General features: G+C 71.7%; 19 protein-coding genes. 8 read left to right on the forward strand and 11 right to left on the reverse strand.

Translation table 11 applies throughout. The features are described from left to right. Position 1: 1 nt before the first annotated feature. Genes AC07DC_RS12360 through AC07DC_RS12370 form a run of 3 tightly spaced genes read right to left on the reverse strand, consistent with a single transcriptional unit; the run spans position 2 to position 4,526 of the window. The gene (locus AC07DC_RS12360; RefSeq protein ID WP_478914317.1) at positions 2–940 is read right to left on the reverse strand and encodes a hydroxymethylglutaryl-CoA lyase; all 939 of its coding nucleotides are present in this window, start codon (positions 938–940) and stop codon (positions 2–4) included. After that, positions 937–2,898: an acetyl/propionyl/methylcrotonyl-CoA carboxylase subunit alpha gene (locus AC07DC_RS12365; protein ID WP_478914624.1), complete on the reverse strand. Its 1,962-nt coding sequence runs from the start codon at positions 2,896–2,898 to the stop codon at positions 937–939. Before AC07DC_RS12365 ends, AC07DC_RS12360 begins: the two co-directional genes overlap by 4 nt. Positions 2,899–2,912: 14 nt before the next feature. Next, entirely contained in the window at positions 2,913–4,526 is a 1,614-nt protein-coding gene (locus tag AC07DC_RS12370) for a carboxyl transferase domain-containing protein (protein ID WP_478914318.1), read from the reverse strand. A gap of 84 nt (positions 4,527–4,610) precedes the next feature. Here AC07DC_RS12370 and AC07DC_RS12375 point away from each other — a divergent pair, with 84 nt between their 5' ends. The 3 genes from AC07DC_RS12375 to tesB all read left to right on the forward strand — a co-directional run bounded on the left by AC07DC_RS12375 (position 4,611) and on the right by tesB (position 7,331). Further along, positions 4,611–5,222 carry an SACE_7040 family transcriptional regulator gene (locus tag AC07DC_RS12375; protein ID WP_478914319.1) on the forward strand — a complete coding sequence of 204 codons (612 nt, stop codon included), beginning with the start codon at positions 4,611–4,613 and terminating at the stop codon, positions 5,220–5,222. 65 nt (positions 5,223–5,287) lie between these two features. After that, complete coding sequence (locus AC07DC_RS12380) at positions 5,288–6,445, forward strand: acyl-CoA dehydrogenase family protein (RefSeq protein ID WP_478914320.1); 1,158 nt, start codon at positions 5,288–5,290, stop codon at positions 6,443–6,445. A gap of 10 nt (positions 6,446–6,455) precedes the next feature. After that, positions 6,456–7,331: an acyl-CoA thioesterase II gene (gene tesB / locus AC07DC_RS12385; protein WP_478914321.1), complete on the forward strand. Its 876-nt coding sequence runs from the start codon at positions 6,456–6,458 to the stop codon at positions 7,329–7,331. Between the two features lie 52 nt (positions 7,332–7,383). Here tesB and AC07DC_RS12390 read toward each other — a convergent pair whose 3' ends face one another. From AC07DC_RS12390 to AC07DC_RS12405, 4 genes are all read right to left on the reverse strand, one after another. Beyond that, a complete protein-coding gene (locus tag AC07DC_RS12390; RefSeq protein ID WP_478914322.1) occupies positions 7,384–8,646 on the reverse strand; it encodes a sensor histidine kinase in 1,263 nt (420 codons plus the stop codon). Beyond that, complete coding sequence (locus AC07DC_RS12395) at positions 8,643–9,314, reverse strand: response regulator (RefSeq protein ID WP_478914323.1); 672 nt, start codon at positions 9,312–9,314, stop codon at positions 8,643–8,645. Before AC07DC_RS12395 ends, AC07DC_RS12390 begins: the two co-directional genes overlap by 4 nt. Before the next feature lie 104 nt (positions 9,315–9,418). Continuing rightward, the gene (locus AC07DC_RS12400) at positions 9,419–10,210 is read right to left on the reverse strand and encodes a phosphatase (protein ID WP_478914324.1); all 792 of its coding nucleotides are present in this window, start codon (positions 10,208–10,210) and stop codon (positions 9,419–9,421) included. Between the two features lie 215 nt (positions 10,211–10,425). Continuing rightward, complete coding sequence (locus tag AC07DC_RS12405; RefSeq protein WP_478914325.1) at positions 10,426–12,063, reverse strand: PucR family transcriptional regulator ligand-binding domain-containing protein; 1,638 nt, start codon at positions 12,061–12,063, stop codon at positions 10,426–10,428. A gap of 126 nt (positions 12,064–12,189) precedes the next feature. Here AC07DC_RS12405 and AC07DC_RS12410 point away from each other — a divergent pair, with 126 nt between their 5' ends. The 5 genes from AC07DC_RS12410 (at position 12,190) to AC07DC_RS12430 (ending at position 22,003) form a co-directional block, all read left to right on the forward strand. Then, positions 12,190–13,662: a sodium:solute symporter family protein gene (locus AC07DC_RS12410; RefSeq protein ID WP_478914326.1), complete on the forward strand. Its 1,473-nt coding sequence runs from the start codon at positions 12,190–12,192 to the stop codon at positions 13,660–13,662. Positions 13,663–13,804: 142 nt separating this feature from the next. Next, positions 13,805–14,776: an agmatinase gene (gene speB, locus AC07DC_RS12415; protein WP_478914327.1), complete on the forward strand. Its 972-nt coding sequence runs from the start codon at positions 13,805–13,807 to the stop codon at positions 14,774–14,776. Beyond that, complete coding sequence (locus tag AC07DC_RS12420; protein ID WP_478914328.1) at positions 14,773–16,398, forward strand: thiamine pyrophosphate-binding protein; 1,626 nt, start codon at positions 14,773–14,775, stop codon at positions 16,396–16,398. The genes speB and AC07DC_RS12420 overlap by 4 nt, the downstream gene beginning before the upstream one ends. A 174-nt stretch (positions 16,399–16,572) precedes the next feature. Further along, positions 16,573–20,460: an ABC transporter ATP-binding protein gene (locus tag AC07DC_RS12425; RefSeq protein WP_478914329.1), complete on the forward strand. Its 3,888-nt coding sequence runs from the start codon at positions 16,573–16,575 to the stop codon at positions 20,458–20,460. Between the two features lie 85 nt (positions 20,461–20,545). Continuing rightward, positions 20,546–22,003, forward strand: coding sequence for a S28 family serine protease (locus tag AC07DC_RS12430; protein ID WP_478914330.1), 1,458 nt, complete (start codon positions 20,546–20,548; stop codon positions 22,001–22,003). Positions 22,004–22,100: 97 nt separating this feature from the next. On the opposite strand, the gene AC07DC_RS12435 is transcribed toward AC07DC_RS12430, so the two are convergent. The 4 genes from AC07DC_RS12435 to AC07DC_RS12450 form a co-directional block, all read right to left on the reverse strand. Beyond that, positions 22,101–22,781, reverse strand: a complete 681-nt coding sequence (locus tag AC07DC_RS12435; protein ID WP_478914331.1) for a hypothetical protein — start codon at positions 22,779–22,781, stop codon at positions 22,101–22,103. Between the two features lie 133 nt (positions 22,782–22,914). Next, complete coding sequence (locus AC07DC_RS12440; RefSeq protein ID WP_478914332.1) at positions 22,915–24,735, reverse strand: glycoside hydrolase family 3 protein; 1,821 nt, start codon at positions 24,733–24,735, stop codon at positions 22,915–22,917. A 78-nt stretch (positions 24,736–24,813) separates the two neighbouring features. Further along, a complete protein-coding gene (locus AC07DC_RS12445) occupies positions 24,814–25,869 on the reverse strand; it encodes a hypothetical protein (RefSeq protein WP_478914333.1) in 1,056 nt (351 codons plus the stop codon). Between the two features lie 166 nt (positions 25,870–26,035). Beyond that, positions 26,036–26,833, reverse strand: coding sequence for a sugar phosphate isomerase/epimerase family protein (locus AC07DC_RS12450; protein WP_478914334.1), 798 nt, complete (start codon positions 26,831–26,833; stop codon positions 26,036–26,038). Between the last annotated feature and the right edge of the window lie 67 nt (positions 26,834–26,900).

The raw sequence follows: 26,900 nt of genomic DNA on the forward strand, positions 1-26,900 counted from the left end.
ACTACGGCTCCTGGTGGGAGAGGGCGCGGACGGTGCGGGAGGGGCTTGGCCTCCCGAGCTGCTCCGCCATCCACACGCTTGTGGCGGTGAGGCGGTCGAGGTCGACCCCGGTGTCGATACCGAGGCCGTTCAGCATCCAGACGAGGTCTTCGGTGGCGAGGTTTCCGGTGGCGCTCTTCGCGTACGGGCAGCCGCCGAGGCCGCCCGCCGAAGCGTCCACGACGGTCACCCCGTGCTGGAGGGCGGCCAGGGTGTTGGAGAGCGCCTGGCCGTACGTGTCGTGGAAGTGCACGGCGAGCCGGTCGGTCGGGATTCCCTGCTCCGCCAGGGCGGCGAGCAGCGCGGTGACATGGCCGGGGGTGGCGACCCCGATCGTGTCGCCCAGGCTCAGCTCGGTGCACCCCAGGTCGTACAGCCGGCGGGCGACAGCGGCCACCTGGTCCACCGGGACCGGGCCCTCCCACGGGTCGCCGAAGCACATCGAGAGATAGCCGCGCACGGTGGCTCCGGCCTCCCGGGCCTTGGCGACGACCGGCTCGAACATCGCGAGGGACTCGTCGACGGTCCGGTTCAGGTTGGCCTTGGCGAACGACTCGGTCGCGCTGCCGAAGACCGCGATCTCCTGGACGCCGAGCGCCAGAGCGCGCTCCAGGCCCCGTTCGTTGGGGACCAGCACCGGCAGCCGCGCGTCCACATCCGCCAGCAGCAGCATCAGCTCCGCCGCGTCGGCCAGTTGGGGCACCCACTTGGGGTGGACGAAGCTGGTCGCCTCGATGGTGCCGAGGCCCGCGGCGGCCAGCCGGTGGATGAACTCGGCCTTCACCGCGGTCGGGACGGTCGTCTTCTCGTTCTGCAGCCCGTCGCGCGCGCCGACCTCGTGGATCCTGACACGGGCGGGCAGTCCGGACGCCGGTACGGACATGGGCAGACCGTTGGTCATGACTCCTCCCGGGGAGTGATGACGGCTAGCACCTGGTCCATGGCGACGGTGCTGCCGGGGGTGACGTCGATCTCGGTGACCGTGCCGTCGTGGGGAGCGGTGATGACGTGTTCCATCTTCATCGCCTCGACGACCAGCAGGCTCTGGCCCGCGGTCACCTCGTCCCCGGTCGCGACCTTGACGACGGTCACGGTGCCAGGCATCGGCGCGGTGAGCGCGTCGGTGCCACCGGCGCCCGCGCTGCCGCTCAGGGCCGCCTCGACGGGGTCGTGGTCGGCGACGTGCCAGCTGTCCCCGTCCCGGCCCAGCCAGGAGCCCGCGTGGTGGAAGGAATGGGTGGCGCCGTCCCAGTGCAGGACGCCGCGTCTGCCGTCGGTGACCAGGCGGGCGGCGACCGGCGCCGCGTCGCCCACCCGGACCTCGTTCCCGCGGACCAGGATGGCCAGCGGATCGTGGCCGGGCACCCGCAGATGGTGCGTGGTCCAGGCCGGCTCGCCGCCCAGCCGCCAGCCGTCGGCCGCCGAGAACGGATCCGTCCAGGTCGTGGAGTCCGACGGGGGGAGCAGGGCGGCCTGGCGCAGCAGCGCGGCGGCGGCGTAGACCTCGGGCGGGACGTCCGACGAGGTCAGCGAGGCGACGTCGCGCTCGACCAGACCGGTGTCGAGGACGCCGGAGACCACCTCCGGGTGGGCCAGCAGCCGGCGCAGGAAACCGGCGTTGGTGGCGACGCCCAGCGTGACGGTGGAGGCCAGTGCCGCGCGCAGCTTGCGCAGCGCGGTGGCACGGTCGGGACCGTACGCGATGACCTTGGACAGCATCGGGTCGTACAGGCTGCCGATCTCCGTGCCCTCGGCGAGCCCGGAGTCGGTGCGGACCCCGTCGCCCTGCGGTTCGTGGAGCGACAGCACGGTCCCGCCGGAGGGCAGGAAACCACGGGCCGGGTCCTCGGCGCAGATCCGGGCCTCGACGGCGTGGCCGGTGAGGGTGACGCCCTCCTGCCCGAACGGCAGCGGCTCGCCGGAGGCGACGCGCAGCTGCCATTCGACGAGGTCCAGGCCGGTGATGAGTTCGGTGACGGGGTGCTCGACCTGGAGGCGGGTGTTCATCTCCATGAAGCAGTACGCGGACGGATCCGCGCCCGGGACGATGAACTCGACGGTGCCGGCGCCGACATAGCCGCAGGAGCGGGCGGCCTGCACGGCGGCCTCTCCCATCGCCGCGCGGGTGGCCTCGTCCAGAAGTACGCTGGGCGCCTCCTCGATGACCTTCTGGTGCCGGCGCTGCAGCGAGCACTCCCGCTCGCCCAGGTGGATGACATTGCCGTGGGCGTCGGCCAGCACCTGGATCTCGATGTGCCGCGGCCGGTCGATCCAGCGCTCGACGAGGAGGGTGTCGTCGCCGAAGGAGCCGCGGGCCTCCCGCCGGGCGGCGGCGATCTCGTCGCCGAGCAGCGTCTCGTCCCGCACCAGGCGCATGCCCTTGCCGCCGCCGCCTGCCGACGGCTTGAGCAGGACCGGCATGCCGATCTTCCGTGCTTCGCCGATGAGTTGGGTGTCGGTGAGTCCGCTGCCGGAAGATCCCGGTACGACCGGGACGCCGGCCTCCAGGACGGTCGCCTTGGCGCGGATCTTGTCGCCCATCAGCTGGATCGCCGAGGCCGGCGGTCCGATGAAGACCAGCCCCGCGTCGGTGCAGGCCTGGGCGAAGGCGGCGTTCTCCGCGAGGAAGCCGTAGCCGGGGTGGACGGCCCTGGCCCCGCTGCGGGCGGCGGCGCGCAACTGCTCGTCGATGGAGAGGTAGTTCTCGATACGGACCGCGGTGTCGGCCTCGCGGACGTGCCGGGCATCGGCGTCCGCGTCGCTGTACACGGCGACCGAACGCACGCCGAGGCGCCGCAGCGTGCGGATCACCCGGACGGCGATCTCGCCGCGGTTGGCGATGAGGACGGTGTCGAACATGGTCATCTCTGTCCTCACATCCGGAAGACGCCGTAGCCGGGCTCACCCAGCGGCGCGTTGGCGCAGGCGGTGAGCGCGAGGCCCAGGACCGTGCGGGTCTCCAGCGGGTCGATCACGCCGTCGTCCCAGAGTCGGGCGGTCGCGTAGTAGGCGTTGCCCTGGGTGTCGTACTGGGCCCTGATCGGGTCCTTGAACGCGGTCTCCTCGTCGGGAGCCCACTCCCCGCCCGCCGCCTCGATCTGGTCGCGCTTGACGGTGGCGAGCACGGACGCGGCCTGTTCGCCGCCCATCACGGAGATCTTGGCGTTGGGCCACATCCACAGGAAGCGCGGTGAATAGGCCCGGCCGCACATCGAGTAGTTGCCGGCGCCGTACGAGCCACCGATGACGACCGTCAGTTTGGGCACCCGCGCGCAGGCCACGGCGGTGACCATCTTCGCGCCGTGCTTGGCGATACCGCCCGCCTCGTACTGGCGGCCCACCATGAACCCGGAGATGTTCTGCAGGAAGAGCAGCGGGATGCCGCGCTGGTCGCACAGCTCGATGAAGTGCGCGCCCTTCATGGCGGATTCGGCGAAGAGGATGCCGTTGTTGGCGATGATGCCGACCGGGTGGCCGTGCACATGGGCGAAGCCGGTGACGAGCGTCGCGCCGTACTCCGCCTTGAACTCGGCGAAGCGGCTGCCGTCGACGATCCTGGCGATGACCTCGCGCACGTCGTACGGGGTGCGGGAGTCGACGGGCACCGCGCCGGTGAGCCCTGCCGGGTCCACGGCGGGCTCCTCGACCGGGTCGACGTCCCAGGGGCGGGGGACCCGGGGGCCGAGGGTGGAGACGATGTTCCGCACGATGCGCAGCGCGTGGGCGTCGTCCTCGGCCAGGTGGTCGGTGACGCCGGAGATCCTGGAGTGCACCTCGCCGCCGCCCAGCTCCTCGGCGGTGACGACCTCACCGGTCGCGGCCTTCACCAGCGGCGGCCCGCCCAGGAAGATCGTGCCCTGGTTGCGGACGATGACCGCTTCGTCGCTCATGGCGGGGACGTACGCACCGCCGGCGGTGCACGAGCCCATCACCGCGGCGATCTGCGGGATGCCGCGGGCCGACATCGTCGCCTGGTTGTAGAAGATCCGGCCGAAGTGGTCGCGGTCCGGGAACACCTCGTCCTGCCGGGGCAGGAAGGCGCCGCCCGAGTCGACCAGATAGACGCACGGCAGCCGGTTGTCGAGCGCGACCTCCTGGGCCCGCAGGTGCTTCTTCACCGTCATGGGGTAGTACGTGCCGCCCTTGACCGTGGCGTCATTGGCGACCACCACGACCTCGCGGCCGGAGACCCTGCCGATGCCGGCGACGACGCCGGCGGCCGGGGCCTGGCCCTCGTACATCCCGTCGGCGGCCAGCGGGGCCAGCTCAAGGAAGGGCGAGCCGGGGTCGAGCAGCCCGTCCACCCGGTCGCGGGGCAGGAGCTTGCCGCGCGCGGTGTGCCGGGCGCGGGCCTTCTCGCCGCCGCCGAGCCGGGCGGCGGCGAGCTTGTCGCGCAGCCGCGCACTCAGTTCGGCGTGCGCCGCCGCATTGGCGCGGTAGGTCTCCGACGCCGGATCGGCGGCGCTGGAGAGGACGGGTGCTGCCATGTGTCGGGCCCCCGGAAGTTAGCGAGCGTTAACGTGGTGTCCTTCACGTTAACGCTCGCTAACGGGATTGTCTAGACTCGTTCCATGCACCCCACGAAGGCGACCGAGAACCGCCGCGACCAGATCCTCCGGGAGGCCGCCCGGCTCTTCGCCGAACGCGGATTCCATGGCGTCGGTGTGGATGAGATAGGGGCCGCGGTCGGCATCAGCGGACCCGGTCTGTACCGCCACTTCGCGGGCAAGGACGCGATGCTCGCCGAGCTGCTCGTCGGCATCAGCGGCCGGCTGCTCACGGCCGGGAAGGCGCGGGTCGCCGGGGCCTCGGACCCGGCCGGGGCGTTGGACGCGCTGGTCCGCGGCCATATCGACTTCGCGCTCGACGACCGCCCGCTGATCACCCTGCACGACCGCGAGCTGGACCGGCTGCGCGATTCCGACCGCAAGCTGGTGCGCCAGCTCCAGCGGCAGTACGTCGAGCAGTGGGTCGAGGTCGTCCGGCAGGTGCGTCCGGCCGCGCCCGAGCCGCAGGTCAGGGCCGCCGTGCACGCGGTCTTCGGGCTCCTCAACTCCACCCCGCACCTGGGCGCGCACAGCGGGCTCCCGGACCGGAACGACACCGCGGCGCTGCTGCACCGGCTGGCACTCGGCGCACTGACGGCTCTGGACAGCATGGACGACCGGCGAGTAACTTACTGAGCGCTTGCTTAATTTCCCGGACCTCGGTCCCGGATCCCATGTCTCAGGCCCAGAGGAGGCGCGAAGTGCGTCGTACGGTGTTCAACGAGGACCACGAAGCGTTCCGCGAGACGATCCGGGACTTCATCGCGGCCGAGGTCGTACCCGTCTACGACCAGTGGCTGGCGGCCGGCCAGGCACCCCGCGACTTCTACCGCAAGCTCGGTGAGCTGGGCGTCTTCGGTATCGAGGTGCCCGAGGAGTTCGGCGGCGCCGGCGAGACCAGCTTCAAGTTCCAGGCCGTCATCACCGAGGAGTGCGCCCGCGCCGGCGTCAGCTTCGGCGGCAGCGGCGTGCACACCGGCCTCTGCCTCCCGTACCTGCTGGCCTACGCCAACGACGAGCAGAAGAAGCGCTGGCTCCCGGACTTCGTCTCCGGCGACATGATGACCGCCATCGCCATGACCGAGCCGGGCACCGGCTCCGACCTGGCCGGCATGAAGACCACCGCCAAGCTCTCCGAGGACGGCACGCACTACGTCCTCAACGGCGCCAAGACCTTCATCACCGGCGGCGTGCACGCCGACCGCGTCATCGTCTGCGCCCGGACCGCCCCGGCCACCCCCGAGGACCGCCGCGCGGGCATCTCCCTGCTGGTCGTCGACACCAGGACCGAGGGCTACGCCGTCGGCCGCAAGCTGGAGAAGCTCGGCCTCAAGACCTCCGACACCGCCGAGCTGTCCTTCACCGACGTGAAGGTGCCCGTCGAGGACCTGCTCGGCGAGGAGGGCAAGGGCTTCTCCTACCTCGGCCAGAACCTGCCGCAGGAACGTATCGCCATCGCCGTGGGCGCCTACGCGCAGGCCTCCGCCGCCATCGGTTTCGCCAAGGCGTACGTCCAGGACCGCACCGTCTTCGGCCAGTCCGTCGCCTCGTTCCAGAACACCAAGTTCGTGCTCGCCGACTGCAAGGCCGAGGTGGACGCGGCCCAGGCCGTCGTCGACCGCGCCCTGGACGCGCACGACGCCGGTGAGCTGACCGCCGCCGACGCCGCCTCCGCCAAGCTCTTCTGCACCGAGGTCGCGGCCCGCGTCATCGACAAGTGCCTGCAGCTGCACGGCGGCTACGGCTACATGCTGGAGTACCCCATAGCCCGCCTGTACGCGGACAACCGCGTCAACCGCATCTACGGCGGCACCAGCGAGGTCATGCGCTCCATCATCGCCAAGTCGATGGGCCTGTGAGCGCGACCCTGTGAACACAGCGCTGACGTCCCTGCTCGATCTGCTCGATCTGGAGCGGATCGAGCAGGACATCTTCCGCGGCATCAGCAGGTCGGCAGTCGTGCCGCGGGTGTTCGGCGGCCAGGTCGCCGCCCAGGCCCTGGTCGCGGCGGGCCGCACCGTCCCCGAGGACCGGGCCGCACACTCCCTGCACGCGTACTTCCTGCGGCCGGGCGACCCCGGCGCGCCGATCGTCTACCAGGTGGACCGGATCCGGGACGGCCGCTCCTTCACCACCCGAAGGGTGGTGGCCGTCCAGCACGGGCAGCCGATCTTCCATCTGTCGGCGTCCTTCCAGGAGCACGAGGAAGGGCTCGAGCACCAGGAGCCCATGCCGCCGGCGCCGGACCCCGAGTCGCTGCCCACCGCCGAGGAACTGCTGCCCGCGCATGCGGACAGGTTCCCCGACCCCAAGGTCGTCGACCGCCTCCTGGAGGCACGGGCCGCCGTCGACCTGCGGTACGCCGAGGACCCGCCGTTCCTCGCCGCCGGGCAGGGCCCGCGCGAACCGCGCTCCCAGGTGTGGTTCCGCACCCGCGGCAAGCTCGCGGACGACCCGCTGCTGCACGTCTGCCTGGCCACGTACGTCTCGGACATGACGCTGCTGGACTCGGTGCTCCTCGCCCACGGGCGAGGCGGCTGGGCCGTCGGCGACGTGGTCGGCGCCAGCCTGGACCACGCCATGTGGTTCCACCGGCCCTTCCGCGCCGACGAATGGCTGCTGTACGACCAGCAGAGCCCGTCGGCGTCCGGCGGCCGGGGACTGGGCACCGCCCGCATCTACACCCAGGACGGGCGGCTCGTGGTGTCCGTGATCCAGGAGGGCGTGGTCCGCGTCCCGCGCTAGGCCGGGCCGGACGGGCCTCAGGCAGCGGGCAGGCCCTGGGCGGCGGACGGGCCTAGGCGGCGGGCAGGCCCTGGGCGGCGGGTAGGACGGCCCGCACCAGGAAGCCGCCGTCGGGCTGTACGGACGCGTCGAGGGTGCCGCCCAGCTGGGCGGCACGTTCGCGCAGGCCGGCGAGGCCGTGGCCGCCGGAGGGCAGCTGGGGACGCGGGATGTCGCCCGGCGGGCCGTTGCGGACACTGACGAGCAGCCGGCCGTCGGCCAGGTGCACGTCGACCTCCGTCTCCGCGCCCGTCGCGTGCTTGCGCACGTTGGTCAACGACTCCTGCACGATCCGGTAGGCGGCGTGTCCGACCGCCGCCGGGCAGCTTCCCGCGTCGACCCGGCCCCGCACCTTGGGTCCGGCCGTCGCCAGCAGCGCCGGCAGTTCGGCCAGCCCCGGGCCGGACGGCTCCGCGCCGCCAGACGAGCCTGCCGAGCCCGACGGGCCTCCCGATCCCGACGAGCCGGCCGCGTTCGTCACCGGAAGCCGCAGCAGGCCCACCATGCGGCGCAGTTCGTCGAGCGCATCCCGGCTCAGCTCGCGGACCGCACCGGCCGCGTCCCGGGCCTCCTGGCTCCGCGCGGTGACCTCCAGCGCGCCGGACTGCACCGCGATGAGGCTGATGTGATGGGCCACGGTGTCGTGCATCTCGCGGGCGAGCCGGGCGCGTTCCTGTGCGACGGCCTGCTCGGCGGCGAGCCGCCCCTCGCGTTCACGGCTCGCGGCCAGTTCGGTGAGGCGCGCCGACAACTCCCGCCGGGAGGCGCCGAGCAGCCCCAGCGCGACGGGGGCGGTGGCCAGCAGGGCGGAGAGCAGCAGGGCCAGGATCGTGGGCGCCGGCTCCCAGTCGATCGTGCCGAGCCACGGCCAGGGCACGAAGGAGACCACGGCCACGGCCGCGGCGCAGCCGCCGACGACCCACATCTGCGGTGTGACGCGGAGATCGGACCGGGACCGGGAGTCGGACCCGGACCCGGACCCGGACCCGGAGCCTGAACCGGGACTGCCGGGCGCGTCCGGTGCCGTGCGTCCCGTTCCGCCGGAGGCGACCTGGTAGAGCGCGGCCATCGGCGCCAGCCACACGTAGCCGAGCGAGAGCGCGGGCAGCGTCGCGGCGAAAGCGAGCAGCGGAAAGCGGCGGCGCACCAGGAGGGCGGCGGTCGCCGCGCACGCGACGGCGAGCGAGAGGGAGCCGCCCATCGACCGTGTCGCCCACACCTCGGCCGACGAGAGGACGATGAGGGCGGCATCCAGGACGGCCGGCCGCACTCTCATCTCCGCCCCGCCGCCGGGACCAGTCCCGCGCGGTGCGCGAGCACGGCCGCGGCGACCCGGTTGGGCGCGTCCAGCTTCCGCAGCACCGCGCGCACATGGTCCTTGACGGTCGCGACCGTGATCCCCAGTCGCGCGGCGATGTCGGAGTTCGGCAGACCCGCCGCCAGGAGGACGAGGACCTCGCGCTCGCGCGTGGTGAGCAGGCCGAGCGCGACGGTGTCCGTGCCGCCGGGACCGGACAGCTCCGGCCCGGCCCCGAGGTAGCCGTGGACGACGGTACGGCTGACGGTCGGTGTGAAGACCGTCCCGCCCGAGGCGAGGACCCGCACGGAGTCGATCAGCGTGCCCACGGCCGTGTCCTTGAGGAGGAAGCCGGTGGCGCCCTCCCGCATCGCGGCACTGATGTACGCGCTGGTGTCGAACGCGGTGAGCATCGCGACGGCCGGCGGCCGTGGCAGCGCGCGCAGCTCCCGCAGCACCGTCAGCCCGTCCGGTGCCGGCATGACGGCGTCGAGCAGTACGAGGTCGGGGCCGGCCGCTTCGATGGCGGCCACCGCGTTCCGGCCGTCGCAGTCGACGACCACTGTGATGTCGCCGGCGGTCTCCAGAATCCGCCGCAGGGCGACCCTGACCAGCGCCTCGTCGTCGACGATCGCTACATGGATCAACTTGCGCCTGCCTTCTGGAGCCCCTCTGCGATCGTAACCAGAGACTCCGGATCCGCAGAGTGCAGATCCGCTGCGCGGGGGTAGGCCGCGTGCCTGCGCGGGGCTCAGGTTCGTGCTTCGAGGCCCGCGGCGGCGAGCAGGTAGGCGGTGAGCGGGTCGTAGAGGTGTGGCGGCACGTTGTCGTCCAGGGGCACCGTCACCGTCAGGTCGCCCTCGGCCTCACCGACGAACAGCGCGGGGTCGTTGCAGTCGGCGAAAGCGACCGTGTCGATGCCCTGGCTGCCCGCGAAACCCGCCCATCCGTGGTCGGCGACGACGAGATCGGGCTCCTGGCCCTCGTTCTCCATCGCGTCCAGAACTTCGCGCATCGGGTCGGGAGAGTGGGTGTGCATGAGGTTTCCGCCGCGGTGCAGGACCGACACGCCACCGATGTGCCGGATCTCGCCGTTGTCGGCGTACAGACGGTCCGCGGGCAGCAGGATCTCGCAGCCCGCCTCGCGCAGCGCGGCGGCGAGCACCTGGTGCACGGCGAACATCCCGGCGGGGTGACCGGTCGCGAAGAGCACCCGGGCCCGGGATTCCGCGGCCTTGCGCAGCTCGACGGCCATCCGGTCCAACGCGTCGATCGTCAGTTCCGCGTCAATGGTGTCCTGGCCCCTGCGGTGCTTCGGGTTGGCGACGACCCCGCAGCGTTCCGCCATCAGCTCCAGCACGGCCCGCGGGTCGGTCCAGCGGGTGCCGAGCTCCAGACCCAACCAGTAGTAGCGGTTGCCCTCGGCGAGCTCGCGGTAGTGATCGAGGTTGTTCTCGCGGCTCGTGGCCACGTCACCGGCGATGCGGGTGCGTATGAGGTGCTCGGCGAGGGACTGGCGGGACGGCGTCGTGTCATGGGGCATGTGTCTCATTGTCGCGCCTGGCCGCACGGGCGTAGGGGGCGAGGGTGATCGACACCGATGTGTGACCCTCGGAGGGTCCGGGACGGCGTTTCCACCGGCCGCCGAAGCTGCCGTTCCCGAGCCCGGTCCGGGCGGCGGTCCCGGTATCGATCCTGGTGCCGACTCCCGATCCGACCCTGGTGCCGATTCCCGGTCCGAGCTCGCGTCGCCGCTGCTCAGAGCCAGCGCAGGGCGAACCAGAGGTCCATGCGAGTGTCGGGGTCGTCCAGGTCCGCGTCGAGCAGCGCGGCGGTCCGCGCGATGCGCTGCCGGACCGTGTTGCGGTGCACTTCCAGCGCGACGGCGCTGCGGTCCCAGCTGCCGTGCAGCGCCAGCCAGGCGCGCAGCGTCTCCACGAGTGCGGGGGAGTCCAGCAGCGGTTCCAGCAGGGCGCGGGCGTGGGCGCGCGCCTCCTCGGGCGCCACGAGCGCCGTCATGCCCGCGCCGCCGCTGCGGTGCCGGGCCAGCTCGGAGCGGTTGGCGACGGCCCGGCGCAGCGCGCCGGCCGCCTGGGCGTCGGCGGCGGACAGCTCTCCGGTGGACGCGGGGCCGCTGACCCCGAGCGTCCAGCCCGGCTGCGCCGAGATCCTGCGGTCGGCGGGCAGCAGGGCCCGGACGGCGTCGCCGTCCGCGTCGACCAACGCGGTGCCGAGCGCGGCGGCCAGCGCGGCCGCCGCCAGGGGCGCCGCCTCGCCACGGGTGGGGCCGGAGCCGCGGCGGTGCCCGTGCACCACGATCCAGCCCGTCCCGGCCGCTTCGGGGGCTTCCGCCGCCCGGTCCGCTGCCGTGGCCGGGCGGGCGGGACCGGTCAGCAGCGGCGCGACGTCCTCGGGACGCGCGCCGAGCAGCAACCGGACCAGGGCGGCCGAACGGTCGGTGTCGGCCGTGCCCTGGTAGGGGCCGGTGAGCAACGAGAGCAGCACGGTGGCGACGCCCGTGAGCGCGTTGTCGGCGGGATCGCGCCGCCCCGCGGCGACCGCCAGCACCAGGCCCTCCCCGGGAGCGCCCCCGGCCAGCGCGTAGGCGGCCAGATGCGTGCCGCCGACGGTGTCGGTGGCGGAGGACGGAGCCTGGACGGCCTGCGACCGGTCGCCCGGCAGCGGCCGGACCACCTGCGCCAGCTCGCTGAGCGCCGTACGGACCGGCGGGCCGGGGCGGGAGCCCGCCCCGTACAACTCCCCGCCGCCGGGGCCGAGGAGCGCCGCCCAGCCGCCCAGGTGGTGGGCGAGCTGGCGGAGCACGGCGGGGACCGGCTCGGGGCGGGCGGCGGCGGAGGCCAGCGACTGCTGGGCCTCGCTGACGCGGCGCAGCTCGCGGTGGCGGGCCTCGGCCATCGCCTGCCAGACGGCTCGGGCGACCGCGGTGAAAGGGGTTTGCGGCGGAACCTCCACCAAAGGCAGGCCGTACCGTTCGCACGCCTCCACGAGGGCGCGGGGCGTCTCGTCATAGACGGGCGCGAGCCCGAAGCCGAGCGCCGCGGCACCTGCCTCCACGGCGCGGGCCACGTAGTGGTCGAGATAGGCGTGGTCGTCGAGATGGGTGTGGTCGACGCCGGCGTCATGCGCACGGTCGACGTCCTTGTCGCGCGTTTCCCGTCGCCCCGTGGTGCTGCCCGCAGGCGGGAAGTGCACCCCGGCGGTCAGCAGCAGCTCACCGCCGAGGAGGTATGGAACCGGGTCCTCCATTTCGCTGGTGTGCACCCAGTGGACGGGAATGTCCTCGCGCGGGCCCGCGACCTGCCGAAGTCCCAGGTCCGCGCGGGCCAGCAGGTCGGCGAGCGGTACCGGGGGAGTGGGCGGCGCCAAGGTCGGCATGTGCGATCCATCCACTGGTGTGACATCAGATGGATGAAACGTACACTTCAGTGCCATCTTTCGGCCACCTAGGGTCATCCCCGAATCGCCCGCATTCAGTGAAGCGCTTCGGACGGAGGAGAGCCCATGGCTGTCGACTACGCGGTGATCGTCGTCTATCTGGTCGGCATGCTCGCTGTGGGGTGGTGGGGCATGCGCCGCGCCAAGTCCAAGAGCGACTTCCTCGTGGCGGGCCGCCGCCTCGGTCCCACGATGTACTCCGGCACCATGGCGGCGATCGTCCTCGGTGGTGCGTCCACCATCGGCGGCGTGGGCCTGGGCTACAAGCACGGCCTGTCCGGCGCCTGGATGGTCTTCGCGATCGGCCTCGGCCTGCTCCTGCTGAGCATCTTCTTCTCGGCACGCATCTCACGGCTGCGCGTCTACACCGTCTCCGAGATGCTCGACCTGCGGTACGGCGGCAAGGCCGGTGTGATCTCCGGCGTCGTGATGTGGGCGTACACACTGATGCTCGCCGTCACCTCGACCATCGCCTACGCGACCATCTTCGACGTGCTCTTCGGCCTCGACCGCACCCTCGCCATCATCCTGGGCGGCACCATCGTGGTCGCGTACTCGACCCTCGGCGGCATGTGGTCGATCACGCTCACCGACATGGTGCAGTTCGTCGTCAAGACGATCGGCGTCCTGCTGCTCCTGCTGCCGATCGCGATCGTCAAGGCGGGCGGGTTCTCGGCGATGAAGGCGAAACTGCCGACCGAGTACTTCGACCCGCTGGGCATCGGCGGCGAGACGATCTTCACCTACGTGCTGATCTACACCTTCGGCATGCTCATCGGGCAGGACATCTGGCAGCGGGTGTTCACCGCCCGCACCGACAAGGTCGCACGGTTCGGCGGCACGGTCGCCGGTACGTACTGCCTGGTCTACGCGCTGGCCGGCGCCGTCATCGGCACCGCCGCCAAGGTGATCTACCCGAACCTCGGGGCGGCGGACGACGCCTTCGCCACCATCGTCAAGGACTCGCTGCCGGTCGGGGTGCGCGGACTGGTGCTGGCCGCCGCGCTCTCCGCCGTCATGTCGACCTCGTCCGGTGCGCTGATCGCCTGCGCGACCGTCGCCAACAACGACATCTGGTCGCGGCTGCGCGGCGTGGTCGCCGGCGTCCAGGAGGGCGAGGACCGCGACGAGGTGCGCGGCAACCGGATGTTCATCCTGATCATGGGCATCGCGGTGATCGCCATCGCGATCATGCTCAACGATGTCGTCCAGGCACTCACCGTCGCCTACAACCTGCTGGTCGGCGGGTTGCTGGTGCCGATCCTCGGCGGTCTGCTGTGGAAGCGCGGCACCGGCGCGGGAGCGCTGGCTTCGATCGTGGCCGGCGGTGTCTCCGTCGTCGGCCTGATGTGGTGGTACGGCATCCTCGCGAACGAACCGGTCTACTACGGGCTGCTGGCCTCGCTCGTCACGTACGCGGTGGTGAGCCTGGCCACGAAGCCCACCGACGCGGCGGTCCTGGCGGCCTGGCGCGAGCGGCTCGCGGGACGTGGCGCCGACGGCCCGGCGGTCGCGGCACCGGTGCCCGCACAGGCCTGAACCGGTCCGGGCACGGGGATTGAACCGATCCCCGCATCGGCCTGAACCGGAGTTATCCACAGCCCCGACCCGCTTGTCGGCGGGTCGGGGGACACTCGAATCACACCGAAGCACCACGAGTAACACGAAAGAAGGCACCCCGATGAGCAGCAACGAACCGCGTGGACCGATCGACTCGTCCCGCATCCCGCGGTACGCCGGCCCCGCCACGTTCGCGCGGCTGCCCCGGCTGGACGAGGTGGGCACCGCCGATGTCGCCGTGGTCGGTGTGCCGTTCGACAGCGGGGTCTCCTACCGCCCCGGAGCCCGCTTCGGCGGCAACGCCATCCGTGAGGCATCCCGGCTGCTGCGCCCGTACAACCCGGCGCAGGACGCCTCGCCGTTCGCGCTCGCCCAGGTCGCGGACGCGGGCGACATCGCCGCCAACCCGTTCAACATCAACGAGGCGGTCGAAACGATCCAGGCCGCCGCCGACGATCTGCTCGACACCGGCGCCCGCCTGATGACCCTCGGTGGCGACCACACCATCGCGCTGCCGCTGCTGCGCTCGGTCGCCCGCAAGCACGGGCCTGTCGCCCTGCTCCACTTCGACGCGCACCTCGACACGTGGGACACGTACTTCGGCGCCGAGTACACCCACGGCACACCGTTCCGCCGCGCCGTCGAGGAGGGCATCCTCGACACCGAGGCGCTCTCGCACGTCGGCACCCGCGGCCCGCTGTACGGCAAGAAGGACCTGGACGACGACGAGAAGATGGGCTTCGGCATCGTCACCTCGGCGGACGTCATGCGCCGCGGTGTCGACGAGGTCGCACAGCAGCTGCGCGAGCGCATCGGCGACCGGCCGCTGTACATCTCCATCGACATCGACGTCCTGGACCCGGCGCACGCCCCCGGCACCGGCACCCCGGAGGCCGGCGGGCTCACCTCCCGGGAGCTCCTGGAGATCATCCGCGGGCTCTCCTCCTGCCACCTGGTCTCCGCCGACGTCGTCGAGGTGGCCCCCGCGTACGACCACGCGGAGATCACCTCCGTCGCGGCCTCCCACACGGCGTACGAGCTGACCACGATCATGTCCCGGCAGATCTCCGCGGCCCGCCAGGGCGCCAAGTGACAACCCGCAACGGCGGCGATCTTGTCGTCGAATCCCTGGGCGCGCTCGGCGCGACCACGGTCTTCGGGCTGCCGGGCCAGCACGCCCTCGGCACCTTCGACGCCTTGCGCCGCTCCCAGCTCGACTACGTGGGGCTGCGCGTCGAGAACAACGCGGGCTTCGCCGCCGACGCGTACTCCCGGGTCACCGGCCGGGTCGCCCCGCTGCTGGTCTCCACCGGCCCCGGCGCGCTGATGACGCTCGCCGCGCTCCAGGAGTCCGCCGCGGCCTCCGCGCCGGTGCTCGCCATCAGCAGCCAGGTCCCGACCGCCGGACTCGGCGGCGGACGCCACGGCTATCTGCATGAACTGCGCGACCAGAAGGCGTCGTTCCGGGACGTGGTCAAGTCCGTGCACACGGTCCGCACCGCCTCGCAGATCCCCTCGGCCATCGCCGAGGCCTGGGAGTCCGCGCTCACCGCTCCGTACGGCCCGGTGTGGGTGGAGATCCCGCAGGACGTGCTGCTCGCCGAGACCGACGTCCCGCCGGTCACCGCGCTGCGTGCGGTGCCCCGCCCGCTGGAGCCGCGCGCCGAGCTGATCACCGAAGCGGCCCGGCTGCTGTCCGGGGCGCAGCGGCCGGTCATCCTGGCCGGTGGCGGCGTCGTACGGTCCGGTGCGGCCGGTGAACTCCTCGCGCTGGCCGAGCAGCTCGACGCCCCGGTCGTCTCGACGTTCGGCGGCAAGGGCGCGTTCCCCTGGGAGCACCCGCTGTCGCTGCAGTCCTGGATCGAGGACCGGCACACCACCGACTTCCTCGAAGCCGCCGATGTGCTGCTCGTCGTCGGCTCCGGCCTCGGCGAACTCTCCTCGAACTACCACACGTTCCGCCCCCGCGGCCGGGTGATCCAGATCGAGGCGGACCTCGGGAAGCTGGAGTCCAACCACCCGGCCCTGGGCATCCACGGCGACGCCCGGCTCTCGCTGGCCGCCCTGTGCGACCTGACGGTGCCGCGCCCGGACGAGGGGGCCGCCAAGGCCGTCGCCGAAGTACTGGCCCTCGTCGGCGACCGGATCGCCGGCCAGGACCTCGGCCTGGAGCAGCAACTGCTGGCCGCGGTCCGTGACGCCCTGCCCGACACCGCGCCCAGTTGCTGGGACATGACGATCCTCGGCTACTGGGCCTGGTCCGCCTTCGACCCCCGGCACCCGAACACGATGCACTCCGCGCAGGGCGCCGGCGGCCTCGGCTACGGCTTCCCCGCCGCGCTCGGCGCGGCCGCCGCCGATCCCACGCGGCCGGTGCTGGCGGTCTCGGGGGACGGCGGAGCCATGTACTCCATCGCCGAACTGGCCACCGCGCGCCAGTACGACCTGCCCGTCACCTGGCTCATCGTGGACGACGGCGGTTACGGCATCCTGCGCGAGTACATGACCGACGCCTTCGGCCAGGCGACCGCCACGGAGCTGGCGCGTCCGGACTTCGTCGCCCTCGCCGAGTCCTTCGGTGTCCCGGCGACCGCCACCACTCCCGACACCCTCCGCGACGACCTCGCGGCGGCGCTGGCCGCCCCGGGCCCCTCCGTCGTCGTCCTCCCGGCGCGCCTGCGGATGTTCGCCCCCACCCATCTCATAGGGAGCTGACCGGGCCCCCGCTCCACCAGGAGCGGGCCGCCCGGCTCCAGCAGGGCTTAGGTCCATGGCCCGAGAGGAGTGAGACCTTGGCCCCTCTTTGGCTGCGATTTGTTGCTGCAGGATGAAATCCGCACGCCGACGCGTTGCAGCGTCGGGTAGTCGTGGATCAGTGGGAGGACCCGGGTGACATCGGCGAAGGTTGAGCCGGAGCAGGGCTGGTTGCGGCGGTTGGTCGGCTATTGCTGGCAGTACCGTCGCAATGTGCTGCTGGCGTTGGGCGCGTCGCTGGGCGGGATGGCCGTCACCGCGCTCGTGCCGCTGGTGCCGAAGCTGATCATCGACGATGTGGTGCTCGCGCACGACCGTCCGCTGCTGCCCTGGGCGATCGTCCTGGTGGTCGCCGCTGTCGCCGTCTACGTCCTGACGTATGTGCGGCGCTTCTACGGCGGCCGGCTCGCCCTCGATGTGCAGCACGATCTGCGCAGCGACATGTTCCGCTCGCTGACCAGGCTGGACGGCCGGCGGCAGGACGAGCTGGACACCGGCCAGGTGGTCGGCCGGGCCACCAGCGACCTGCAGCTCATTCAGGGCCTGCTCTTCATGCTGCCGATGATGATCGGCAACGTGCTGCTGTTCGTGCTCTCCCTGATCGTCATGCTCACCCTCTCCCCGCTCCTCACCCTCGTCGCGCTGGCCGTCGCCCCCGCCCTGTGGTTCATCGCCGACCGCAGTCGCAAGAAGCTCTTCCCCGCCACCTGGTACGCCCAGGGGCAGGCCGCGGCCGTCGCCGGCATCGTCGACGGATCCGTCACCGGCGTCCGCGTCGTGAAGGGCTTCGGCCAGGAGCAGCAGGAGATGGACAAGCTGGAGGGCGTCAGCAAGAAGCTGTTCGCCGGCCGGCTCCGCACGATCCGGCTGAACGCGCGCTACAGCCCGGCCCTGCAGGCCGTGCCCTCGATCGGCCAGGTGGGCATGTTGGCGCTCGGTGGCTGGATGGCGACCCGCGGGCAGATCACGCTCGGCACGTTCGTCGCGTTCTCCACGTACCTCGCGCAGCTCACCGGACCGGTGCGGATGCTGACCATGATGCTGACCGTCGGGCAGCAGGCACGGGCCGGCGTCGAGCGCGTCCTGGAACTGATCGACACCGAGCCGACGCTGGAGGAGGGCACCAGGACGCTGCCCGAGGGTGCGGCCACCGTCGAGTTCGACCACGTCACCTTCGGCTACGACCCCGAGCGGCCGGTGCTGGCCGACTTCTCGCTGCGCGTCGAGCCGGGTGAGACCGTCGCCGTCGTCGGCGCCTCCGGCTCCGGCAAGTCCACCGTCTCGCTGCTGCTGCCCCGCTTCTACGACGCCACCGGCGGCGCGGTGCGGATCGGCGGCGAGGACGTCCGCGACCTCACCTTCGATTCGCTGCGTGGCGCGATCGGCATGGTGCCCGAGGACAGCTTCCTGTTCTCCGACACCGTGCGCTCCAACATCGCCTACGGGCACCCGGACGCCACCGACGAGCAGGTGCTGGCCGCGACCCGCGCCGCCCAGGCCCACGAGTTCATCGAAGCGCTCCCCGAGGGCTACGACACCGTGGTCGGCGAGCAGGGCCTGACCCTGTCCGGCGGTCAGCGCCAGCGCGTCGCCCTTGCCCGCGCGATCCTGACCGACCCGCGGCTGCTGCTCCTGGACGACGCGACCTCGGCGGTCGACGCCCAGGTCGAGGCGGAGATCTTCGACGCGCTGCGCGAGGTCGTGACGGGCCGGACGACGCTGCTCATCGCCCACCGCCGCTCGACACTGGCCCTCGCCGACCGCATCGCGGTGCTGGAGAACGGCCGCCTGGCGGACATCGGCACCCATGACGAGCTGGAGGGGCGCTCCGCGCTCTTCCGCAAGCTGCTGACCGACCCGGACGCGCTCGGCGCGGACGTCGTCACCGCCGACCCGGCCGGCGTGCTCGCAGCCGCCTGGTCGGGCGAGGGCGCCGCGACCGGACTGGCGGAGCGGACCGCCACCGCAGCTGGATCCGACGGGTCCCACGGGTCCGACCGGTTCGACGGGTCCCACGAGTCCGAAAGGATCAACGGAACCAAGGTGTCCGACGGAGTGACGGCCGCCCTGTGGCTCAGGGAACCGCACGGGGCGGACGGACCGGCGGCGGGCAAGGCACGGCAGAACGGCGCCGCCCCGGCCCCCATCGCCCCGGCGCAAGGTGGACCCGCCGGCATGGCCGCCGCGATGGCCGGCATGCCCGCCTCGCCCGAGCTGCTCGCGAAGGTGGCCGCGCTGCCACCCGCCACCGACACCCCCGAGGTGGACGAGGCGCGAGCCCGCACAGTCGACCCCGAATTCGGCCTGCGCAGCCTGCTGCGCGGCTTCCGCACTCCGCTGCTGCTCAGCCTGCTGCTGGTGGCGGCGGACGCCATAGCCGGGCTGATGCTGCCCGTGCTGATCAGGCACGGCATCGACTCCGGCGTCAGGGAGGCCGCGCTCGGCGCGGTCTGGGCGGCCTCGGCCGCCGGTCTGGCGATCGTCGTCGTGCAGTGGGCCGCGCAATGGGGTTCGGCGCGGCTGACCGGCAGGACCGGCGAACGCGTCCTCTACACGCTGCGGGTGAAGATCTTCTCGCATCTGCACCGGCTCGGGCTCGACTACTACGAGCGCGAGCTGACCGGCCGGATCATGACGCGGATGACCACGGACGTCGACGCTCTGTCGACATTCCTGCAGACCGGACTGGTCACGGCCCTGGTCAGCGTCCTCACCTTCTTCGGCATCCTGGTCGCGCTGCTCGCCCTGGACGTACAGCTGGCCCTGCTGGTCTTCGCGACGCTCCCACCGCTCGTCCTGGCCACCTGGGTCTTCCGCCGAAAGTCCGTCCGGGCCTACGAACTGGCCCGTGAGCGCGTCGGCGTCGTCAACGCGGACCTGCAGGAGAACGTCGCCGGGCTCCGTATCGTGCAGGCGTTCCGCCGCGAGCGCGGCGGCGCCGTCCGATTCGCGGAGCGCAGCAGCGCGTACCGCGAGGCCCGGGTGCGCGGCCAGTTCCTGATCTCGGTGTACTTCCCGTTCGTGCAGCTGCTGTCCAGCGGCGCGGCCGCGCTGGTGTTGATCGTCGGAGCTCATCGGGTCGGTGCGGGCACGCTGACCGCGGGCGCGCTCGTCGCGTACCTGCTCTACATCGACCTGTTCTTCGCACCCGTGCAGCAGTTGTCGCAGGTCTTCGACGGCTACCAGCAGGCGTCGGTGTCGCTGGGCCGGATCCGCGAACTGCTGCGGGTACCTAGCACCACCCCGGCCGCGGCCCGCCCGCAAGCCGTCCCGTCCCTGCGCGGCGAGATCACGTTCAAGGACGTGCACTTCCGGTACGGCGACGGGGCCGAGGCGCTGAGCGGCGTGGACCTGCGCATCCCCGCCGGGCAGACGGTCGCCTTCGTCGGCGAGACGGGTGCGGGCAAATCCACGCTGGTCAAGCTGGTCGCCCGGTTCTACGACCCGACCGACGGCGGTGTCCTCGTCGACGGCACCGACATCCGCGAACTGGACATGACGGCCTACCGGCAGCGGCTGGGCGTCGTCCCGCAGGAGCCGTACCTGTTCGCCGGAACGGTGCGCGACTCCATCGCGTACGGGCGGATGGACGCGACCGACGCCGAGGTCGAGGCGGCGGCGCGGTCGGTCGGCGCGCACGAGATGATCGCGACGCTCGACGGCGGCTATCTGCACCAGGTCAGCGAGCGCGGCCGCAACCTGTCCGCCGGGCAACGGCAGTTGATCGCCCTGGCCCGCGCTGAGCTCGTCGATCCCGACATCCTGCTGTTGGACGAGGCGACGGCGGCGCTCGACCTCGCCACCGAAGGTCTGGTCAACCAGGCCGCCGACCGGCTGGCAGTGCGGCGCACGACTCTGGTGGTCGCGCACCGGCTGACCACGGCCTCACGCGCCGACCGCGTGGTCGTGCTCGACCACGGCCGCGTCATCGAGGACGGCACGCACGACGAGCTGCTCGCCGCGGATGAGCGATACGCCCGGTTGTGGCGCACATTCGTCGGCGAAGTACCGGCCGCAGCCTGATATTTCACTGCCTCAACGCCCTCTGGTGGTAAGACCGTTGCTCCCCTAGGTTCGCGGAGACGTTCGTGAACCCAGGGGAGGGTGCATGCGTAAGGCGCTCAGATGGCTGCTGTCACTGATGCTGCTCGTCGGCGCGACCGGTGCGGTCGGGGCCGGTGCGACGGGGACGGCCACCGCCGCCGACCGTCCGGACAGCGCGAACGCGGCAGGCGTGAACAGCGCCGCCGCGGATTCGGCGAGTGCGGACATCAAGGACCGCATCCTGGCGATACCCGGGATGACCCTCATCGAGGAGAAGCCGGTCACCGGCTACCGGTACTTCGTCCTCAACTACACCCAGCCGATCGACCACCTCCGCCCCTGGAAGGGCACCTTCCAGCAGCGGCTGACGGTGCTCCACAAGGCGACCGACCGCCCGACGGTCTTCTTCACCTCCGGCTACGGGCTCTCCACCAACCCGAGCCGGTCGGAGCCGACCCGGCTCATCGACGGCAACCAGGTCTCCATGGAGTACCGGTTCTTCACGCCGTCCCGCCCCGCCGAGCCGGCCGACTGGTCCAAGCTCGACATCTGGCAGGCGGCCAGCGACCAGCACCGGATCTTCCAGGCGCTGGACCGGATCTACCACCGCAACTGGATCGACACCGGCGGCAGTAAGGGCGGTATGACCGCCACCTACTTCCGCCGCTTCTACCCGCACGACATGGACGGGACGGTCGCCTACGTCGCGCCCAATGACGTGGTCAACAAGGAGGACTCGGCCTACACGGAGTTCTTCAAGACCGTCGGCAACGCCGACTGCCGCGCCGCGCTCAACTCCGTACAGCGCGAAGCGCTGGTACGCCGGGACGAGATCGTCGCCCGCTACCAGAAGTACGCCGACGACAACGCTCTGACCTTCACCACGGTGGGCAGCGCCGACGAGGCGTACGAGAACGTCGTCCTGGACCTGGTGTGGGCGTTCTGGCAGTACCACCTGGAGTCGGAGTGCCCGACCGTCCCCAAGCCGACCGCGACCACCGATGAGCTGTACACCTTCATCGACACCATCTCCGGCTTCGACTTCTACACCGACCAGGGCCTGGCGTACTACACGCCGTACTACTACCAGGCCGGCACCCAGCTCGGCGCGCCCACCTTCGCGACCCCGCACCTCAAGGGGCTGCTGCGCTACCCGGGCATCTACCAGCCTCGCTCGTACGTGCCCCGGGCCATCCCGATGACGTTCAACCCGCAGGCGATGCCCGACGTGGACAACTGGGTGCAGCACCACGCGCAGCGGATGCTGTTCGTGTACGGCACGAATGACCCGTGGGGTGCAGAACCGTTCCGTCTCGGGAAGGGCGCGAAGGACTCCTTCGTGATGTGGGCGCCCGGCGCGAACCACGGCGCGAACATCGCCGCGCTCAAGCCCGCGGACAACGCCAAGGCGACCGCCGAGGTGCTGAAGTGGGCGGGCGTCACCCCGGCCACGACACTCGCCCCGTCGTTCGACGCGAAGCTCGACGTACCGAACGACGTCATGGAACGCCACCCGCTGTAGGGCGCGTACGTAGGTGATCCCGGGGCCGGGGCCGGACATGGCTCCGGGATCACCTACGTGACCTGGGGAACCGGACGTTGGACCGAGTAGCAGCGGTTCACAGCCGGCGGCCACACCCGACGCCCGCCGGCCCGACGCTCACGAACAGCCCCGTTCCCGGCGGGCAGCGCGCGCGATCGGGCGCGATCGAATCCACCCGGTACCCGGGCTTGTTCCGGCTGGAACCGTCGCAGGCCGTCTCCTTCACCTGAACGGCACCCGCGGTGTAGACGCAGTCGCCGACGATGGTGCGCGGACCACCGCCCGCCCCCGGGTCACCGGGGTGCGGGCCGTCGCGCTTACGCATGCAGGCGTAGCCCGGCGACCGGCCGGACGGCATGGACAGGACGAAGTCCGTCGTCTCCGGACACGCGTTCCCCGCCCGTGCCGCCGGGGTTGTCGAGGGCGTCTGACTCGTCGGCGACGACGCATCCGACAGCGGCCCGTAGAACCGGACCGTGACCTGGGCGATGGCGTTCGGATCCGAGCACGCCACCTCCCGGTACGAACCCAGCGGATCGCTCTGTGCGCACGCGCCCTGCGCGAGGAACGCCGCATCGGTGGCCGCGGACGTCAGGGTCGGTGAAGGGGTGCCCGAACCCGGCCCGGCACTGCCGCCCGCCGCCCCGCGGAACGGTGTACAGGCCGCGAGCGCGGTGAGGAGGGCGACCGCGAGCAGGACGGCGGCCGTTGCCACCGCGGTGTGCAGAAACGATCCCAAAAGGCCGTATCCGCGCATGATGGCCCCCCTAGGCTTCCCCCGAGCAACATGCACCATAAGTCAGGGTAGGGGGTGGAACCGGCGGGCGGGAGGCCCTGCCGGTTCCGGGATGAGCCGACCCCTGACTCGACGTGTTCCCTGTCTGCTTCGACTACCGGTATTTCAGCCCGTGTCCGATCGGATAGAGCGCCTTTGCCGGATCGTCCGCGCGCGGCACCGCGACCGGGAGCCGGCCCGTCGGAGCCGCCCTGCCGGCGATGACCCGGGCCACCGCGCGCATCGACACATCGGTCCATCCGTACACGGCCAGCCCGGCCGCGACGCCGTTGAGCCACGCGATGTCGTACGGATTGCGGATGGCGATCTGGACGACCGGCACACCGGTGGCCACCAGCGCCTCGACCAGGGCGATCTGCCCGGTCGAAGCCGCCGTCACGTTGTACGTGCCGACGACGACACCGTCCTTGCCCTGGGCGGCCGCGACAGCCTGGTCGATCTCGGCCCGGCCGGGCGCGGAACCGGTGGGCAGCGCTTGCGCGGCGTGGCCGAGATCGGTCAGCGACTTGGCGAGTACGGAGGTCGGCGGGCCACCGGTGCCGGACGGCGCTGCCGGATCCGCACCGACCACGAGCAGATTCCGGTGGGAGCGACGCGGCAGGGGCAGGAACCGGGCCGGGTTGGTGAGCAGGGTGACGGTACGGTCGGTGATCCGGTCGGCGGTGGCGAGATGGGCACGGATGCCGACGGCCCGGTCGACGCCCTGATGCGTGACATACGGATTGCGGAACAGGCCCTTGCGGGCTTTGAGTTCCAGAATCCGGACGAGGGATTCGTCGATCCGCTCCTCGGTGATCTCCCCGGATGTCACCGCGGCGAGCACCGCGTTCCAGGCGACATCGAGAAGCGGCGGGTTCAGTAACTGGTCGGCGCCGGCCTTGAGGGCGAGCACCGGCACCCGGTCGTCGCCGTACTTCTGCCGCACACCGGCCATGCCGAGCGAATCGGTGATGACGACGCCGTCGTAGCCGAGTTCCTCCCGGAGGATCCCGGTGAGGATGGGGCGGGAGAGGGTGGCGGGGTCCCCGGAGTCGTCGAGCGCGGGGACCAGGATGTGGGCCGTCATGATCGAGTCGATCCCCGCGGCGATCGCGGCACGGAACGGCGGGGCGTCGATCCGCCGCCACTCGTCCAGCGAGTGCGTGATGATCGGCAGCTCGAAGTGGCTGTCGGTTCCGGTGTCGCCGTGGCCGGGGAAGTGCTTGGCGGTGGAGGCGATGCCGGCCCCCTGGTACCCCCTGACCTGGGCCGCCGCCAGCGCGGCGACGGCCTGCGGATCGGCGCCGAAGGACCGTACACCGATTACGGGGTTGGCCGGATTGATGTTCACGTCGGAGACCGGAGAGAAGTTCTGGTTGACGCCCATGGCGCCGAGCTCGGTGCCGATGACATGCGCCGCGGCGCGGGCATCGTGCGGATCTCCGTCGGCGCCCAGCGCCATCCCGCCGGGGAAGAGGGTGGCGGGGGAGCCGATCCGGGCGACCGCGCCCTGCTCCTGGTCGGTGGAGATCAGCAGCGGAACGGGAGCCCTATGAGCCAGAGCGGCGCGCTGGATGCCGTTGGAGAGGTTGGCGATCTGGTGCGGTTCCCGGGTGTTGTGGGCCCAGGTGAAGTAGATGATGCCGCCGAGGTGGTACTTGGCGATCAGTTCGGCGGCGTTGGAGACGCCCATCTCGCTCTGGTTGGACGCGACGTCGGCCGGATCTGGGGCGGTGGCTGAGTGGCCGTAGACCCGCATCACGAAGAGCTGGCCGACCTTCTCCTCGCGGCTCATCCGCGCGATGATCGCGCGGATGAGCCTACGGTCCGGGGTGGCGGCCTGGGCCGCCGGGACACCGGCGGCGAATGCTCCCGCCGTGACGGCGGTGGCGAATGCGGTGGTGAGAACGGTGCGGCGGGATGGCTGGTGGTGCATGTCGAACTCCTTCCGGCTGGAGGAGATGAGCACGCTGAAAGATTCCTTCAGTTGAAACGGATAGCCGGAAAATTTTCGTCAGTCAATGGCTGTGACACGAGCCGGCAGCAGATTCACCGGGACGGCCAGCACTGCCGCGTAGTACTCGGGCCGGATGCAGCGGATGTTCTCGCCGCCGGTCGGGGACGCCGACACCTGCCCCTCGGGAGTGATGAGGAGCGCGGCGCCGGCGGGCCGGCAGCCGGACAGCCAGAAGCCGAAGCGCCGCTCACCGCTCTTCGGCGGATGTGCGGCCAACTGCCCGCGTACCGCCGAGGCGCCGGCGCCGGGCAGACCCGCCAGATAGGCCTTCAGCTGGGCGGGCTGGGTCACTTCCGAACCCTTGGCCCCCTGGCCCTGGTCGGTCACGGCATCGAGATGTGTGAACGCCACCGTCGTGCCGGGGCTGGGCGCGGTGGCCGCCTCGCGCCCGGCCCCGAACACCGGGTGCTTCGGCATGCGGTCGCGCGGCACCTCGAAGACCACCGCGACCCGGTAGGCGACCACGCACTCCGGCGGGGGCTTGGGCTGGCTGACTCCGAGAGTCAGCTGGTCGCCGCTGACGAACAGCGCGGCCGCGGTGGCCTGGCTGCAGCCGGTGGTCTCCACCCAGCCCACCAGCACATTGCGCGAGAAGTCCGTCTTCTGGGTCAGCTGGGCGATCTCGCGGGCCGCCGCCGGGTCGGACCCCGCGAACCAGCTCGGGAAGCGGGACAGCTCGAGCTCGCTGTTCACCACCGAGTGGACCGCCGGCGGCCTGTGCAACGTGGTGGAGAGGTACACGACCCGGGACTCGATCCCGTGGGCCCCCGGCTTGATGGGGACGGGCGTGGACCCGCCGGACGACGCAGTGCCCGACGGAGAACCACCGGTCGACGGCGGAACCCCCGTTGCCGAGGTGGAGGGGCTGTGGTCGCCCCCGGCACTGTCGGAAGGCGACGCACCGGTGGCTGGCCGGTCCTGGCCGCAGGCGGTGGACAGGGCTGTCAGCGACGCGGCCAGCACCGCGACCGACACGGCTCTACGGAGCTTTATCAGCAGCATGTGGCTTGGACGGGCGGATTCCACGACCGGTTCCGTGCGGTGGCTGAACATGGCTCCATCGTTGTGTTCTTCGAGGTCGCCGGGCAGCGTGGGATGCGCTGTTTGGCCGAAAGCCCCCGAGACTCCCGAAAGTCCCGGAGACTCCCGCCGGTGCGCGAGGCTCCCGCGGGCACCGGCCCGGCGACCGGTGGGTGGCCGGCGTGTGCCGGCCACGGCGTTACGCCGAGTTGGCGAGCAGCCGGGACAGATGCTGCCGGGCCGGTGAGAGCAGCTCCGGAAGCTCCGCCACCTGCGGGTACCAGCGCTTCTCGTACTCCCAGCACAGCCAGCCGTCCCAGTCCTCCCGGCTTAGCACCTCCACGGTCTCGGCCAGCGGCAGCACACCCTCCCCCAACGGCAGCGGGGTGGTGTCCTCGGCCGAAGCGATGTCCTTGACCTGCACGTACCCCAGGTACGGGGCGAGCACGGGGTAGGTCTCGGACGGCTGCTCACCACCGCGCCAGGTGTGCATCACATCCCAGATCGCGCCCACGCTGCCGTGCCCGACCAGTCCCAGGACCCGGGCCGCGTCCGCTCCGGTCCGGTGCGAGTCGTGCGTCTCGAGCAGCACCTTCACCCCGAGGCGGACGGCGTCCGGGGCGACCGCCGCCAGACGCCGTGCGGCGTACATGTCGGCCTCATCCGCCGGCAGCTCCCCGCCGCCGGGGAAGACCCGTACGAACGGGGCCCCCAGATCGGAAGCGAGCGCCATGTTGGCCCGCAGATCCGTCAGCACCGGCTCGTCGTCACCCGGCGCGGCGACCTTGGTGTAGGCCGCCACCGTCAGGATCTCCACCCCCGACTTCTCGAACTCGGCCACGACCGCGTTCCGTTCCGCTGCTGACAGGCCCGTATGGACGGGTTCCTCGGCGTTGGCCCGGATCTCCACGCCGTGGAAACCATGCTCAGCGGCGAGGCGGACGACCTGCTCGATGGGGAGTGCGGGGACACCGAGTGTGGAGAACGCGAGCTTCATCCGCCGGACACTAGGCACCGCGCCGGGCAGGGTCAACCTCCGACGACGCCCCTGTCGCGCGCCGCCG

Source organism: Streptomyces sp. NPDC045021, from assembly GCF_056432645.1.

Bases quoted from the DNA above. Each gene is read 5' to 3' on its own strand.
- AC07DC_RS12360 (WP_478914317.1), bottom strand. From the start codon at position 940: ATGACCAACGGTCTGCCCATGTCCGTACCGGCGTCCGGACTGCCCGCC.
- AC07DC_RS12365 (WP_478914624.1), bottom strand. From the start codon at position 2,898: ATGTTCGACACCGTCCTCATCGCCAACCGCGGCGAGATCGCCGTCCGG.
- AC07DC_RS12370 (WP_478914318.1), bottom strand. From the start codon at position 4,526: ATGGCAGCACCCGTCCTCTCCAGCGCCGCCGATCCGGCGTCGGAGACC.
- AC07DC_RS12375 (WP_478914319.1), top strand. From the start codon at position 4,611: ATGCACCCCACGAAGGCGACCGAGAACCGCCGCGACCAGATCCTCCGG.
- AC07DC_RS12390 (WP_478914322.1), bottom strand. From the start codon at position 8,646: ATGAGAGTGCGGCCGGCCGTCCTGGATGCCGCCCTCATCGTCCTCTCG.
- AC07DC_RS12400 (WP_478914324.1), bottom strand. From the start codon at position 10,210: ATGCCCCATGACACGACGCCGTCCCGCCAGTCCCTCGCCGAGCACCTC.
- AC07DC_RS12405 (WP_478914325.1), bottom strand. From the start codon at position 12,063: ATGCCGACCTTGGCGCCGCCCACTCCCCCGGTACCGCTCGCCGACCTG.
- AC07DC_RS12410 (WP_478914326.1), top strand. From the start codon at position 12,190: ATGGCTGTCGACTACGCGGTGATCGTCGTCTATCTGGTCGGCATGCTC.
- speB (WP_478914327.1), top strand. From the start codon at position 13,805: ATGAGCAGCAACGAACCGCGTGGACCGATCGACTCGTCCCGCATCCCG.
- AC07DC_RS12430 (WP_478914330.1), top strand. From the start codon at position 20,546: ATGCGTAAGGCGCTCAGATGGCTGCTGTCACTGATGCTGCTCGTCGGC.
- AC07DC_RS12435 (WP_478914331.1), bottom strand. From the start codon at position 22,781: ATGCGCGGATACGGCCTTTTGGGATCGTTTCTGCACACCGCGGTGGCA.
- AC07DC_RS12440 (WP_478914332.1), bottom strand. From the start codon at position 24,735: ATGCACCACCAGCCATCCCGCCGCACCGTTCTCACCACCGCATTCGCC.
- AC07DC_RS12445 (WP_478914333.1), bottom strand. From the start codon at position 25,869: ATGTTCAGCCACCGCACGGAACCGGTCGTGGAATCCGCCCGTCCAAGC.
- AC07DC_RS12450 (WP_478914334.1), bottom strand. From the start codon at position 26,833: ATGAAGCTCGCGTTCTCCACACTCGGTGTCCCCGCACTCCCCATCGAG.